Source organism: Paenibacillus glycanilyticus NBRC 16618, assembly GCF_004000805.1.
In the GTDB taxonomy this organism is placed as follows: domain Bacteria; phylum Bacillota; class Bacilli; order Paenibacillales; family Paenibacillaceae; genus Pristimantibacillus; species Pristimantibacillus glycanilyticus.
This window is the reverse complement of the sequence record NZ_BILY01000002.1, coordinates 262533-276836: the sequence shown is the minus strand read 5'-3', so window position 1 is coordinate 276836 and position 14304 is coordinate 262533. Positions and strand designations below refer to the sequence as shown.

At 53.1% G+C, this 14304-nt stretch carries 16 protein-coding genes; 11 read left to right on the top strand and 5 right to left on the bottom strand.

Annotated features, from left to right (window positions below; genetic code table 11):
• Nucleotides 1-58: 58 nt before the first annotated feature.
• Both PGL01S_RS02540 and PGL01S_RS02535 read right to left on the bottom strand, forming a co-directional pair.
• Complete coding sequence (locus PGL01S_RS02540; protein WP_127491044.1) at nt 59-445, bottom strand: TM2 domain-containing protein; 387 nt, start codon at nt 443-445, stop codon at nt 59-61.
• Nucleotides 446-454: 9 nt separating this feature from the next.
• Nucleotides 455-796 (bottom strand): TM2 domain-containing protein, encoded by a 342-nt coding sequence (locus tag PGL01S_RS02535; protein WP_127491042.1) that lies wholly within the window; start codon nt 794-796, stop codon nt 455-457.
• 217 nt (nt 797-1013) lie between these two features.
• On the opposite strand from PGL01S_RS02535, the gene PGL01S_RS02530 reads away from it, so the two are divergent.
• The 5 genes from PGL01S_RS02530 to PGL01S_RS02510 all read left to right on the top strand — a co-directional run bounded on the left by PGL01S_RS02530 (nt 1014) and on the right by PGL01S_RS02510 (nt 6362).
• Nucleotides 1014-2018: a LacI family DNA-binding transcriptional regulator gene (locus tag PGL01S_RS02530; RefSeq protein ID WP_127491039.1), complete on the top strand. Its 1005-nt coding sequence runs from the start codon at nt 1014-1016 to the stop codon at nt 2016-2018.
• A gap of 30 nt (nt 2019-2048) precedes the next feature.
• Complete coding sequence (locus PGL01S_RS02525; protein WP_127491037.1) at nt 2049-3218, top strand: Gfo/Idh/MocA family protein; 1170 nt, start codon at nt 2049-2051, stop codon at nt 3216-3218.
• A gap of 30 nt (nt 3219-3248) precedes the next feature.
• Nucleotides 3249-3950 carry a ThuA domain-containing protein gene (locus PGL01S_RS02520; RefSeq protein WP_127491034.1) on the top strand — a complete coding sequence of 234 codons (702 nt, stop codon included), beginning with the start codon at nt 3249-3251 and terminating at the stop codon, nt 3948-3950.
• On the top strand, nt 3937-5037 hold the full coding sequence (locus PGL01S_RS02515; protein ID WP_127491032.1) for a Gfo/Idh/MocA family protein: 1101 nt from the start codon (nt 3937-3939) through the stop codon (nt 5035-5037). Before PGL01S_RS02520 ends, PGL01S_RS02515 begins: the two co-directional genes overlap by 14 nt.
• Nucleotides 5038-5162: 125 nt before the next feature.
• Nucleotides 5163-6362, top strand: a complete 1200-nt coding sequence (locus tag PGL01S_RS02510) for an alpha-D-ribose 1-methylphosphonate 5-triphosphate diphosphatase (RefSeq protein WP_127491030.1) — start codon at nt 5163-5165, stop codon at nt 6360-6362.
• Here the strand turns inward: PGL01S_RS02510 and sspI are convergent.
• A complete protein-coding gene (gene sspI / locus PGL01S_RS02505; RefSeq protein WP_174806517.1) occupies nt 6359-6586 on the bottom strand; it encodes a small acid-soluble spore protein SspI in 228 nt (75 codons plus the stop codon). The genes PGL01S_RS02510 and sspI overlap by 4 nt on opposite strands.
• A 155-nt stretch (nt 6587-6741) precedes the next feature.
• Here sspI and PGL01S_RS02500 point away from each other — a divergent pair, with 155 nt between their 5' ends.
• Together PGL01S_RS02500 and PGL01S_RS02495 are read left to right on the top strand one after the other, a co-directional pair.
• Nucleotides 6742-7407 (top strand): potassium channel family protein, encoded by a 666-nt coding sequence (locus PGL01S_RS02500; RefSeq protein WP_127491028.1) that lies wholly within the window; start codon nt 6742-6744, stop codon nt 7405-7407.
• A gap of 8 nt (nt 7408-7415) precedes the next feature.
• Nucleotides 7416-8210 (top strand): TrmH family RNA methyltransferase, encoded by a 795-nt coding sequence (locus PGL01S_RS02495; RefSeq protein WP_127491026.1) that lies wholly within the window; start codon nt 7416-7418, stop codon nt 8208-8210.
• 85 nt (nt 8211-8295) lie between these two features.
• On the opposite strand, the gene PGL01S_RS02490 is transcribed toward PGL01S_RS02495, so the two are convergent.
• Together PGL01S_RS02490 and PGL01S_RS02485 are read right to left on the bottom strand one after the other, a co-directional pair.
• Nucleotides 8296-9543, bottom strand: coding sequence for an MFS transporter (locus PGL01S_RS02490; protein ID WP_127491024.1), 1248 nt, complete (start codon nt 9541-9543; stop codon nt 8296-8298).
• A gap of 68 nt (nt 9544-9611) precedes the next feature.
• Nucleotides 9612-10751, bottom strand: a complete 1140-nt coding sequence (locus tag PGL01S_RS02485) for a winged helix-turn-helix domain-containing protein (RefSeq protein WP_127491022.1) — start codon at nt 10749-10751, stop codon at nt 9612-9614.
• 221 nt (nt 10752-10972) lie between these two features.
• Between PGL01S_RS02485 and PGL01S_RS02480 the strand changes: the two genes are divergently transcribed.
• Genes PGL01S_RS02480 through PGL01S_RS02465 form a run of 4 tightly spaced genes read left to right on the top strand, consistent with a single transcriptional unit; the run spans nt 10973 to nt 14299 of the window.
• The gene (locus tag PGL01S_RS02480; RefSeq protein ID WP_127491020.1) at nt 10973-11638 is read left to right on the top strand and encodes a Crp/Fnr family transcriptional regulator; all 666 of its coding nucleotides are present in this window, start codon (nt 10973-10975) and stop codon (nt 11636-11638) included.
• Between the two features lie 30 nt (nt 11639-11668).
• The gene (locus tag PGL01S_RS02475) at nt 11669-12508 is read left to right on the top strand and encodes an ABC transporter ATP-binding protein (protein WP_127491017.1); all 840 of its coding nucleotides are present in this window, start codon (nt 11669-11671) and stop codon (nt 12506-12508) included.
• Nucleotides 12441-13205, top strand: a complete 765-nt coding sequence (locus PGL01S_RS02470) for an ABC transporter permease (protein ID WP_127491015.1) — start codon at nt 12441-12443, stop codon at nt 13203-13205. Before PGL01S_RS02475 ends, PGL01S_RS02470 begins: the two co-directional genes overlap by 68 nt.
• A gap of 32 nt (nt 13206-13237) precedes the next feature.
• Complete coding sequence (locus PGL01S_RS02465; protein WP_127491013.1) at nt 13238-14299, top strand: ABC transporter substrate-binding protein; 1062 nt, start codon at nt 13238-13240, stop codon at nt 14297-14299.
• Nucleotides 14300-14304 lie beyond the last annotated feature (5 nt).

Here is a 14304-nt window from a genome sequence, read left to right as displayed (position 1 = left end):
AAACGAATAAGAAAATCCCCTGATCGGATGAGATCAGGGGATTTTTTGCATTGCGTTGCTATTGCCGGTATCGAATAATTTGCTCAATCAAATCCCGTTCGACTTCCTTGTTATACGCTTTGACCATGCGGGAGATTAAGAAGAGATCCACGATAACCCAGATGAACAAGGCGGCAGCAGGAAGAGCGAATAGGATGGTGCTGATAATTAACAAAGCCTTTTGTTCAGCTGCGGAAGCAATACTGAGTAATATATAGGCTAGAGTTGCGATGAGGAAAAGAATCAGCTGGATAATGGCCGTTTTCTTGCGCTTCAGATAAAAGCGGTGTACGCCGAGGTGACCGCCAAGAAGCATCAGATAAGCGATAGCAGCCGATTTTTCGCTACTCCGCATCTCGGAGTTGAATACCATCAGTTCATTCAGCGTGAGGTCTTGCCGATTCATGATGACCTCCTAGAATGAGCCACCGTGAAAATGCTTGTGAGCCATAATTTCGTCAATAAGCTGGCCTTCAACCGCGCGGTTGCGGTCTCTCACCCATGTGTGCAGGAGGAAAGCATCCACGATCCACCAGATGGAAGTCACAATCACGCCGATAACGGAAATGGAAAGAATAAGCTGTGCAATAGCGGAGCCTGTACGCCCGAGATAGAAGCGGTGACCGCCAAACATGCCGAGGAAATACCAGAGAACGTAAGCGATGACCATATTCTTGCCACGATCCTTCACCTCTTGCTCCAGCAGAAGTAGCTCCCTGGCGTCTAGTTGGCTTTTTTGCGCGATGTTAAATGACATGTACTGCTCCCCTTTATCTAAATTGTAGTCTACCAGCTAAAGTATAGGGGTTATGTAAAAATCATACAACCCAAATTTTCATAATATTAATGGAAATCTTTATTGGCTTATCCGGTTGACGGAATAGCGCTTTCATGACATAATGTACGCGTGTACATTACAGCTAAACAGCAGCAAAAGACTTAAGTAATAAATGCAATAACAGGAGGCGCCGACTATCAGCAGGAAAGAAGTAGCGAAGCTGGCCGGTGTATCGGAAGCAACGGTATCCCGGGTACTTAACAATGTAGGGCCTATTAAGGAAGAGACACGAATTCGCGTGCTGGAGGCGGCCAAAGAGCTGGGGTATGTGCCTAATGCGCTTGCCCAGCGCTTTGCCAGGAGGAAAAGCGGAAACGTTGGCGTCATTCTGCCGTTTGTGCCGAAGGTTCATCTGTTCTCGACCTATTACTTTGCGGAAATATTAAGCGGGATCGGCGAGGCGGCGAAGGCCTGCAACTATGATCTGCTGCTAATCTTCCGGGAGCCGGACAGTCCGCGTGATTACGCAAAGCTGTTCCGGACGCAGAAGGTGGATGCCTGTATCGTGCTGGGCGCTCAAAATGTTGCCGAGGAACGTGCCGCGCTAGCCGAGCTTCAGGAGGAAGGTTATCCATTCTGCCTCGTGAACCAGCGGTTTGACGAGGAAGGATACCTGACCGTCGATGCGGACCATGAGTCGGGAAGCTATGCGGCGGTTCAGCATCTGATTGCAAACGGTTTCAAGCAGATTGCCTTCCTGAACGGTCCGGATGCTTTCTCGAGCAGCGGGGACAGGCTTGCCGGCTATAAGCGCGCGCTGGAGGAATCGGGGATCCGGCACGAGGATGAGCGGATATTCACCGGTAATTACAGCAGGAAGAGCGGGTATGAAGCGGCCTCACGGCTATCCGAGGGAATCAGGAGCAAGCGGATTGACGCTGTTTTCGCGGCCAATGACCGGATGGCGATTGGTTTGATGGACGGTCTTCGGGAGTACGGCATTGAAGCGGGCAAGGATATCGGCCTGATCGGTTACGATGATTCGGACAGCTCCAGAATCGTAACGCCGAAGCTGTCAACGGTATCGGTTCCTTTTTACGAGATGGGACGACGAGCCGCCATGAAGCTGCTGGCAGCGGAAACCGAAGAGCCGGGGAATACGATTCTTCCCGTTCAACTCATTAAGCGAGAAACAACCTAAAATAAGTTATCGAGAGGCGGTAGTTTAAGAATGAGCAAACTTCGTGTCGGAATGGTTGGTTATAAATTTATGGGTAAGGCACACAGCAACGCGTACCGCGCGCTGCCGATGTTTTTCCCGGAAACCGCTGTACTGCCGGAAATGACCGCGATTTGCGGCCGTGATCCGGTAGGTCTCGAGAAGGCGCGGACACAATTCGGCTGGCAGAGCGGCGAGACGGATTGGCGCAAGCTGGTCGCGCGCGAGGATATTGATCTGATCGACATTAATGCGCCAAGCGACGCTCATAAGGAGATTACGATTGCGGCCGCCGAAGCGGGCAAGCATCTGTTCTGCGAGAAGCCGCTTGCGCTGACGCTGGAGGATGCGAACGAAATGCTGGCTGCTGCCGAGAAAGCAGGCGTGAAGCATATGGTTGGCTTTAACTACCGCTTTGCTCCGGCTGTCCAGTTGGCGAAGAAGCTGATCTCGGAAGGCCGTATCGGTAAAATCCATCATTTCCGCGCCGTTTTCCTGCAGGACTGGATTCTTGATCCGGAATTCCCGCTGGTATGGCGCCTGAAGAAGGAAATCGCCGGTTCCGGCTCGCATGGCGACCTTGGCGCGCACTTGATCGATATGGCCCGTTTCCTCGTTGGCGAGTTCCAGGAAGTCATCGGGATGGAAGAGACCTTCGTCAAGGAACGTCCGGTTTCCGAATCGATGACGGGCCTTAGCGCAACAAAAAGCGGTGCGGACGCGCCGCGCGGGGAAGTAACGGTTGACGACGCAACGCTGTTCCTGACAAGGTTCGAGAATGGCGCGCTTGGCAGCTTCGAAGCTACGCGCTTTGCTGCAGGACACCGTTGCACGAATGCGTTCGAGATTAACGGCAGCAAAGGCAGCATCAAATTCGACTTCGAACGGATGAACGAGCTTGAGGTTTACTTCACGGAGGATGCCGACGATGTGCAAGGCTTCCGCCGCGTACTCGCAACCGATGCTTCCCATGCTTACATGGATGCCTGGTGGCCGGCCGGTCACACCATCGGATACGAGCATACGTTCACTCATGAGGTGCATGAGCTGATGACGGCAATCGCGGAAGACCGCCAGCCGGTGCCGAACTTCCATGACGGCGTGAGATGCCAAGAGGTGCTTGTTGCGGTGGAACGTTCGATTGCGGAACGTCGCTGGGTTGCTTTGAAAGAGTTCCAATAATTCTGCGGGCAGAGGAGACTAACGAAGACGATGAGAAAAGCACTAATCGTATGGGGCGGCTGGGACGGTCATCAGCCGAAGGAAGTTGCGGGTATTTTTGAAGACGTGCTGGTGAAGGAAGGCTACGAGGTTGAAGTGTCGGATACGCTGGACGCGTTTGCGGACGGGGAAAAACTGAAGGGCCTCGATCTAATCGTACCGATCTGGACGATGGATAAGATTAAGCCGGAGTATGTGCAAAACGTATCGGAAGCCGTTCAAAGCGGGGTTGGCCTTGCCGGCTGTCATGGCGGCATGTGCGACGCTTTCCGGGAAAACGTGGACTGGCAGTTCATGACCGGCGGCCAATGGGTAGCGCATCCGGGCAATGACGGTACCGATTACGTCGTAAACATCAAGCATAGCTCCAGCCCGCTGACGGAAGGCATCGAGGACTTTGAAGTCAGCTCGGAGCAGTATTACCTGCATGTCGATCCGGCTGTTGAAGTGCTCGCAACAACCCGTTTCCCGGTGACCGAAGGGCCTCACTCCCTGAACAAGGCGGTTGATATGCCGGTAGCTTGGACGAAGCGCTGGGGCGTTGGTCGCGTCTATTATAACTCGCTTGGCCATCAAGCCAACATTATCGATATTCCCGTAGTCAAAGAAATGATGCGCCGGGGCTTCAACTGGTGCGCGGAAGGCAAAACGGCAGCGGTAAACGGAGGGACTCACGCTCATGCAAAAGCTTAAGGTCGGCGTTATCGGAACAGGCAATATCAGCAGCGCGTATTTGAACAACGGCAAGAAATTCGATTCGATGGAAATTGTCGCTTGCGCGGATTTGGACGTAGACCGGGCGAAGGCGAAAGCCGAGGAATTCGGCATCCGAGGCTGCTCAGTGGAAGCGCTGCTCGCCGATCCGGAAATCGGTATGGTCATCAACCTGACGATTCCGCAGGCGCATGCGGCGGTATGCCTGCAGGCGCTTGAAGCCGGCAAGCATGTATACGTAGAGAAGCCATTCGCGGTTACCCGCGAAGAAGCGCAAGCCGTGCTTGAGCTTGCGACACGCAAAGGGCTGCTTGTGGGCAGCGCGCCGGATACGTTCCTTGGCGGCGGTATTCAAACGAGCATCAAGCTGATCGAAGACGGCTGGATCGGTACGCCAATCGGCGCAACGGCCTTTATGATGTCGGGCGGTCATGAGACTTGGCATCCGGCACCGGAGTTTTATTATCAGAAAGGCGGCGGCCCGATGTTCGATATGGGTCCGTACTATCTGACGGCTATGGTAGCCATGCTTGGACCTATCAGCCGCGTAACCGGCATGGCCCGCGCTTCGTTCCCGGAACGGACGATTACAAGCCAGCCGAAGTTCGGTCAAAAAATTCAGGTTGAGGTTCCGACGCATGTCGCCGGCATTATCGAGTTTGCATCCGGTCCAATTGGAACGATTCTGCAAACCTTTGACGTAAGAGGCGGCTCCACTTTGCCTCGAATCGAGGTATACGGATCTGCGGGAACGCTGCTTGTTCCGGATCCGAATACATTTGGCGGTCCTATCCAGTTCAAACGCGCGGGCTCGCATGAGTGGTCTGAGATTCCGCTCGTGTATCCGAACACGGATAACGTACGCGGCCTAGGCGCTGCCGATCTTGCGAAAGCGGCGCTTACCGGACGCAAGGCGCGTCCAAGCGGCGAGCTTGCTTATCACGTGCTGGAAGCGATGCATGGCTTCTTCGATGCGGCCGAGCAAGGCGCACATTATATCATGAAGAGCAGCTGCGAGAAACCGGCGCCGTTTACGCTTGGTCTTCAACCGAACAGCTTGGACTAATTTGTCAAATATAAGCCATTCTAGGTCGGCGGGTATCCCGCCGGCTTTTTTTCGATTAAACCCTCTTATGGCCCGAGTTAAATTATGGTATCTTTTGGGTAGAAGCCTGAAAGGGGTTATGCCTGATGACTGCTCAAACGCAGAACCGCGTGCTCATCCGTAATGGGATTGTTGTGCTTGAAGACCAGCTTGTCGCTGCAACGATCGCCGTCAAGGACGGTATCATTGACGCGCTTCTGACTGATGAAGAGGCTATTCGGCAGTATGAGCATAGCTGCGGAGATAAGGCTATGAATCGGATTGATGCAGCAGGGCGATATATTCTCCCCGGATTAATTGATATTCATAACGACGCGATAGAGAAAGAAGTGCAGCCACGGCCCAATACTTTATTTCCGCTCGCGATGTCGTTCCTGGAGTTCGAACGCAAAATGCCGCTTCACGGCATTACAACGATGTACCATTCTTTGTCGCTTGGCGTTGGCTTAAGCTTGCGGGGGGATCATCTGTTTACCGGGATGGTTGAGTGTATTGACCAGTACAGGAGAGAGCGCTCGGTCATCCGGAACCGAATCCATTTGCGTTACGAAGTCTCTTACTTGGCGGGTTATCCAATCGTTGAGCAGTATATCAAAGACAGGAAGATAGACTACTTGTCCTTTATGGATCATTCCCCGGGTCAAGGACAATACAGGGCGCCGGGATCTTTTGAACGATATGTCATGAAAAATCAAGGGGTTGGCATCGAGGAAGTACAGGTTATCGTCGAAGAGCTGCTTATGCGCAGAAACCAGATCGATTGGGAGAATCTCCGCGAGCTCAGCCGTTTGGCTGGACAGCAGGGTATTCGGCTTGCTTCCCATGACGATGATTCGGTTGAGCAGGTGGAGCGTTCAAGGGGATTTGGCGTTTCGGTAACGGAATTCCCCATTAACATGGAAACCGCCCAATATGCCGCAAGATCGGGTCTATTCGTATGCGTGGGGGCGCCGAATCTCGTTAGAGGAGGATCCCATGATCATAACCTGCGCGCATTGGATGTTATCAAGGAAGGCGAAGCAACTATTATATGCTCCGATTATCATCCGTCCTCATTATTAAAGGCTATCTTTATGCTTGCAGAGCAGGAAGTGCTGGATTTGCCGGCGGCTGTTCGTTTGGGGACTCTTTACCCGGCGCAGGCGCTTGGCATTGCCGATCAATACGGCTCGATTGCGCCGGGTAAAGCCGCAGATTTAATTCTTGTTGATCAATACCAAGGCCATCCTTGGGTTACGCATACCATTGTCGGCGGTAAAACCGTCTATACAGCGGATGCGCGTTAGGTCGCAGCAGGCTTCATTTGCTGAAGCTTCGCATGCAGGGCATCAACAAGCTTTGACTGCTCCTCGGCGGATATCTCTTTCCAGATCAGCTCGAATAATACGCCAAGTCCGGGGAGCGTTTTTTCCTCATTGCCGACGGAGTCCTCGATAACGTCCTTCATTTGTTCTTTTGTGTTGTTTCTGACGTTGTTGATAATGGCTTGACGCAAATCCAGATTAATCAATCGGATTCCCTCCAAGTCTTCATGAAATCGTGCTTCATTACTGTTTCCGAATCGGGCGATTTTCATCCGGGCACGGTGGATATGCTATAATAATCAGGATTAGGCAATGTCGTAAACGCATCTTGCAGGCTTTGAAGGGAGTAGGATGAAACGAAATGGCCAAGAAACAATTTGCAGTTATCGGGATGGGGCGATTCGGCTCCAGTATCGCCAGTTCGCTAACGGAAATGGGCTTTGAGGTGCTGGCTATCGATTCGAGCGAAGACAAAATCCAGGACGCCATTAATAAAGTTACCCATGCCGTATCGGCGGATTCAACGGATGAAGAGGCGCTTCGTTCCCTTGGCATCCGCAACTTCGATGTTGTCGTGGTGGCCATCGGGGAAGATATTCAGGCAAGTATTCTCACTACGCTAATCCTGAAGGATCTCGGCGTAAAAATGATTGTCGTCAAAGCACAAAACGAATTGCACGGCAAAGTATTAACCAAGATCGGTGCGGATAAAGTGGTTTATCCGGAGCGGGATATGGGAATGCGCGTCGCTCATCATTTGATTTCCCCTAATATCCTGGAGTATATCGAGATCTCGGAGGATCACAGCATTATTGATCTGAGAGCGCCGGAAGCGATGATCGGGAAAAGCCTCAAGCAGCTGGACATCCGGGCGAAATTCAAATGCAACGTAATGGCGATCAAGACGAATGGACAAATGAACATCGCTCCTTATCCGGATGATCTAATCCGTCCGGAGGATGTCCTTGTTATCGTTGGAAGAAACGCGGATTTATCCAATTTGGAAATAGCTTATTCGGAAGGCTGATCGGAATTATGAATCATTTATTATTAACCTCTATCCAAAATGAACGAGTGAAGCAGTGGGCTTCCTTGCTGGATAAAAAATACCGGGACCGGACAGGCCTATTCATTATTGAAGGCGTCCATCTGGTGCAGGAAGCCTTCAAGTCCTCCGCTGCCGTGCAATGCGTCGTATATAATACGGAGCGCGGCATTCCGCAGGAGCTGGAGCAGCATGCCCGGGAGGGCGGATCGGAATGGGTGCAGGCAACGCCGCAAGTCATGGCGAAATGCACGGGAACCGATACGCCGCCGCCGGTGTTCGCCGTACTGGAGAAGCTGAAGCGGGACGATACCGCTTTGTTCCGGAATAACAGCCTTGTTGTTGTCCTTGACGGGGTACGCGATCCGGGTAACGTTGGCACGATTATCCGCAGCGCGGATGCGGTTGGAGCGGATGCGGTTGTGCTGGGCAAAGGCAGCGTGGATCTGTATAATCCGAAGACGGTGCGTTCCACGATGGGCTCGCTATTCCATCTGCCGATTATTGAGGCGGATCTCGCGGAGCTGCTGCCCGAGGCGCAAAGCAAAGGAATCAAGCTTGTCGGGACAAGCCTGCAGGCGACGCACACTTGCTATACATATGACTGGACGGCAGGCACCTGGCTTCTGATGGGCAATGAATCGGAAGGACTGTCCGATGCGGTACGGAAGACGGTTGACGAATCGGTTATTATTCCGATGCAGGGCGAAGCGGAATCGCTCAACGTCGCGATGGCTGCGACCGTGCTGTTGTACGAGGCTTTGAGACAGCGGAAATATAAATAGGTTATGAACATTCGAATTCGATAACGAGCAAGGAGGAGCTTTGCCCCTATAAACCGGGGAAGGCTCCTCCTTGCTCGTTTTTTTGTTAAGCGTTGCTTGAAATCTCAGGCTTCAGCGTATCTTTGTTCGACTTTCCCCACATCTGCCGACGCAGCACAATCCCGGCGACACCGATTATCCCAACCGCAAGCCCGACAAGCAAGAACGTGCGGCTTGCTCCCATTAGACCGATCAGCGCGCCGCCGCTGAGCGGAGCGATAACGAAGATGACGCTGTTCAAGGAGTCAAATATGCCGCTGACACGGCCAACGGCATCGGGCGGCGTCTCCTTCTGCAGAATGTAGTTCATTCCCGAGGAGGTGAAGCCGGTACCGATCCCTCCGATAAAAAATACGAGCAGCATAAGCCACAGCGGACTGTCTTGCCGGAAAGCGCCGGCTGCCGCGAACATCAGACCGATCAGCGCCACGCCTCCACCAAGCAACCTGCCATACGCCGTAAGCTCCTGGTATCGGCGAAGCCACGTCACACTCGCAAGTCCGCCGGCGCCGATTGCCGTTACGAGCCAGCCCATCAAATCGGGCTGTTCCGGGGCAATCTCGCGGAAAAGGACGGCGAATTGGGCATCAATCATTTGGATGCCGGCCAGCCCGATTAAGCTGAAGAGAAGACTGATGCGCAAGATGCGGCTGTGCCATAGAAGGCGCCAACCATCGCGCCATTCGCCCCGCAGGCTCCCTTTCTTCCCGGTTGCGGAGGCGGCAGCCGGCACGCGCCCATCGACGGCGGGGACAAGAAGGAGCAAGAAGGCGGACACGACGTAGCAGACCGCGTTCACCGCCATGCTGACGGAAGGGGAAAATGCGGACGCCGCGGAGGCGCCAAGCAGAGGCCCTAGTATTTTGGACAGCTGGAAGACCGCTCCGTTAAGAGAGGTAGCCTGCAAGAGCTGATCCGGCGCAACAACGGCCCGAGTCATCGACTGTTGTGCGGGAAAGTGGAAGACGCGGGCGGTCGAGCGGATTGCGATTAATCCGAGAAGAACTCCCGCGTTAGGGGCGAAGATAAGCAGGACGATTAATCCCGAGCGCAGGAGATCGGTGGCGATCATCAGGTTACGTTTGTTCCAGCGGTCCGCCAAAATTCCTGCCAGCTGGCTGAACGCAATGCCCGGCACGGCAAAACATAGAGGCAGCAGCGCGATCGTCATCGCGTCCGCCTTCCAAATGAAGCCGAGAAGAATCATGACGGCCATGAAGTCGAAATAATCGCCAAAAGCCGAAAGGCCGTAGGCGGCGAACATTTTCGCAAACGAGCGGTTTTTTCTTAACATTGGTAGGTTATCCCCCGTGAATGGAATCGTAATGATTCCAATGGTACCAGGGGAATGTCAGAGAATGATCAGAGATGCTTTTTAAGCAACTGCTCTGTTTGAGGCAGCAGCTCTTCAAAGCGATAACGGACAGCAAGCTGGTCCCATTGCCGTTGATAGGCTAGCCGATACGTTTCATCGCATTGGTGGATCGCGAGAAATCGCAGCAATGTACTTAAGCTAAAAAGAAGATGGGGGAGGAACTCCGTATGGCGGAGTGTCTCGAGCCCTTCATCCAGCGCAAGTCTCGCGGCGGGAATGCTGCTTCGCCGGTATAGGAGCATTGCCATGGCCACGAGATAAGCTCCCCGCTCGCGCTTGATCGGATGGCGCAGCAGCAGCTCGTCGCATTCGCGCAGCTTGGCATCCGCAGCCTCGAGCTTCCCCGTCCATATCGCCAGATACGTCTCCTTCAGCAGAAAGAGTGCCGTGAAGCTAGGGGAGTCGAGCCCTTCAATCTCCTGCCTGATTGTATCAAGACCCTCCCGGGCAAGATCCGGCTTTCCGACTTCCGTATAGAGGAGAACGAGGCTGAGCTGCAAGTCATACCGCCATGCCAGTGCATTGGCGTTGTCTTGGGCAAGAAGCTTTTCGATATAAGGGAGCGTAGCTGCAGGCTCCGGTTGAATGATGGAGTGGATATACACGGCATACGTCAGCTTCTGCCAGAGGGAAACCCCGTCCGCTGTCAGGAGCCATTCGAAATCGCCGCGAATAAAACGCAGATAGGCGTCATTATAAGGGTCGCCTGGCAGGCTTAATACTTCACGGTTCTCCGATAGCAGCTGCATGGCCGCCCCCATGCCAAGGCTGTGATACCTGGAGAATAATCGCTTCACGTCCACCGCGAACTGTTCGTCAAAGCTTAGCGGGTTAACGTTCGACTCCGGAGCGCGGCGCACGAGCTTGTAGCCCTGGCCCCGGACGGTTTCCACGCGGACCAGATGGCTCCAGCCGGCTAGTTTTCTTCGAACGCGGTAGATGTGGTCGTCTACGGTCCGGTCGGTGGGGGCTTCCATCGGCCAAACGGCATCAAGCAAGGCCTCGCGAGTGAACGAGCGTCCGGCATGCTCGTAAAGAAAGCGAAAGAGCGCAAACTCCTTCGGCAAGAAACTTACGCGTTCGCCCGCGTACGCGACTTGATAAGTATCCGGATTGAAATGAATCATGCGAAACTCCCTGCCCTTTCCCCTTGCGCTTGCAATACTTCTTTTCTTGATGATGGCATGGCGGATCGGAGAAAGCAAGCGAACTAAAATTTTGTTCGTTTTGTCGGATACCCGACATTTTTATAACAGGGAAATGTGTTATTATCCGTATATCACATGTGAAAAGTCGGATTAATTCTCATGCCTGATTCTTAAAGCTCGAATTCGAGGTGAGTACGAATATGGATGAAATCGTCGCTGGCAAGGATTATCAGGAGAAGGACGACGTCAAGCAAACCATCCTGAGCGTGTTCCGCGAATACGGAACGGAGCGGACCTACCGCAAGCAAGAATTTATATTTCAGGAGCACGATCCGCCTTCGGCTGCTCATTACGTGGCATCGGGCCTTGTCAAAATCTCGCAAACCTCACAGGAGGGGCAAGGCATTACCTTATTCCTTCGTTACCCCGGCGAGATGTTCGGCAACGCGGAGCTGCTTACCCAGCTTGACCGCAGGCGTTACGCCCAGTGCTTGGCGGAAAGTCAAATCATGACGCTGGAATCGCAGCTGTATCAGGATCTGGCTCGATCCAATGCTTCGTTCGCTTATGCGCTGGCCGTGATTACCGCGCGAAGGCTGCTGCAGACGCAAAATATGGTGGAAACGCTGATCAGTCGTCCGGTCGCTTGGCGGTTAGCTTGGTTCCTGATGCAGATGGGCAGGGAGCGCGAGGATCGGATTGAGGTGCAGCTTCAATTGAGCCACGAGGAAATTTCCTATGTGATCGGCTGCAGCAGGCAGACGGTAACCGAGATTTTGAACAAATGGCGGGACAGACAGCTCATTACTTACAGCAAAAAGAACATTATTATTCATCATCCAAGCCGATTCTTCTCGGTTATTTGATCTTAAACGGCTTGGAAGGAAGGGACCGGCATGATTGAAATTGAGAAGGTCAGTAAAGCATTCGAACAGAAGCAAAAAAAATCCTACCAGGTTCTCGATGACGTATCGTTCACGATTAAACAAGGGGAATTCGTCTCCCTGCTTGGTCCTTCGGGCTGCGGGAAATCGACGCTTCTAAATTTGATTGCCGGCTTCGAGAAGAGCTACTCCGGCACGATTCGAGTCAACGGAGAGCCTGTCAAGGGACCGGGTGCCGGCAAGGTCGTCGTGTTTCAGGAGCACGGTCTATTCCCATGGATGAACGTTCTGGACAACGTGGCGTTTGGCTTGAAGCAGCAAGGCATACCCAAGAAAAAAAGATACGAGCGGGCTTTGGAGGGCATCAAATCGGTGCATCTCAGCAAATTCATCGACCGCTACCCGCATGAATTGTCAGGGGGCATGAAGCAGCGTGTTGCCATTGCGAGAGCGCTCGTTATGGAGCCGGACATCTTGCTGATGGATGAGCCGTTTGCGGCGCTTGATGAACAAACAAGATATATTCTGCAAAAGGATCTGGAGGACATCTGGCTGAAAACGCGCAAAACCGTGCTGTTCATCACGCATAACATCAGGGAAGCCGTACTCTTGTCCGACCGCGTTCTTGTTATGGCGACGCAGCCCGGCCGGATCAAGAAGGAATTTGTTATTCAGGCGGCACGGCCGCATCAGGCGGGCGATCCGCTGATTCATCATTACGAGAACAAAATCATGGAGACGCTCACCGAGGAGCTGGAGAAGGTTGTAAGAGAGGAGATGGGCCATGACTATCGCTTGGAGAAGAACGCTGTTCCTAGTCTTCCTGATCACGATTTGGGAATTGGGATATAGGGTTTTCGATTGGGGCTGGAAATTTCCTTCTCCGCTCCAGACGGCGGAAGCCTTTGTTGACGGGTTTGCGAACGGCCATCTATTCGGCTCGATTCTAGCCAGTATGCGAAGACTACTTATCTCCTTCGTCATCTCCATTCTCCTCGGCACAGGGCTTGGTTTCTTATTCGCTCGCTTTCGGTTCCTGGACGAAACCTTCGGCTTCCTTGTAGTCGCCCTGCAGACCGTGCCAAGCATTGCCTGGCTGCCCTTCGCCATCATTTGGTTTGGACTAAACGACACCTCGGTCATTTTCATTACGGCCATTGGCGCAACCTGGACGATGTCGATGGCGAGCCGAACCGGCATTGCTCAAATTTCGAAAATTCATTTGCGGGCCGCCCGGATGATGGGCACAGGCAATGGACTGAAGCTGTTCTATCAAGTAATGCTGCCGGCCGCTTTTCCCCATTTAATTACGGGTGTTCGCGTGGCATGGGCATTCGCCTGGCGCGCCCTGACGGCTGGGGAGCTGATCGGACGCGGACTAGGTCTCGGCCAGACCCTTCAAGACAGCCGGGACATCGGGGATACGGCAACCCTTCTATGCGTCGTCATTATCATAGCGCTTATTGGAACGATCTCCGACCATTTTTGTTTTAAGCGGCTGGAGGATGGCATTATGGTGCGCTTCGGTCTGCACGCGGCTAAAAATTAAAAACAAGATTTTTATGAATACGGGGGAGAACGATGAAGATTAGAATTGGTTTGAAACCAGGCACAAAAAGCATTCTGCTGGGAGCCGTGCTCCTGCTGACGAGCATGCTGGCTGCCTGCGGCTCGAACGGCGGCCAGGCTGCTTCTTCGGAGGGACAAGTTACCGTAAAAATCGGCCTTTTAAAAAACGTAACGCACGCTCCGGGCTTTGTGGCCCTTAAGAAAGGGTATTTCCAGGATCAATTCGGCAAAAATGCGAAGATTGAAGTTACGGCCTTTGACAATGGCTCCGACTTCTCCACGGCTATCGCTACGAATCAGATAGATCTAGGCTACGTTGGGCCTGGCCCGGCTATCAATCAATATTTGAAAAGCAAAAACTTCCGAATCATCTCGGGCTCTAACAATGGCGGTGCGGTATTGATCGCGGGCAAGGACGCCGGCATCAAATCCGTTAAGGATCTTACCGGCAAGACGGTGTCGATTCCGACCAAAGGCAGCACGAACGAAATTTCCCTGCGCCTTCTGCTGCAGCAGGAAGGGCTCAAGGTTGCGACGGACAAATCAGGCGTTCAGATCATCACGCGCGCTCCAGCCGATACGCTTGTCGCCATGCGGCAAAAGGAGGTTGACGCGACTCTTATTCCGGAGCCATGGGGTACGCAGATGGTCGAAGAGGGAACTGGCGTGGTGCTGGTGGATTGGGATAAAATTCCTCCAAACGACGGCGATTATCCGCTCACCATCTTGATGGCCAGCGATAAATTTCTGAAGGAACATCGGGATTTGGCCAAGGGCGCCATTAAGGCCAATAAGCAGGGAATCGACTTTATTAACGAACACCCGGACGAAGCCTATACGCTTATTAGCGACGAGCTGAAAGAGCTAAGCGGAAAAGGCATGGATGCGAAGCTGATCAAGGCGGCGCTTGACCATTTGCATTTGACCGAGAACGTGGATCTGAACGTCATCAAGACGATGGCCAAGGTTTCGTTTGACGCGGGCTATTTGAAAGGCATAAAGGACGAGAGTCAGGTGGATCTGTCCCAATTTTACGATCCTTCTCTGCTGGATGAAGGGAAGCAAGGGAAGTAACGAAA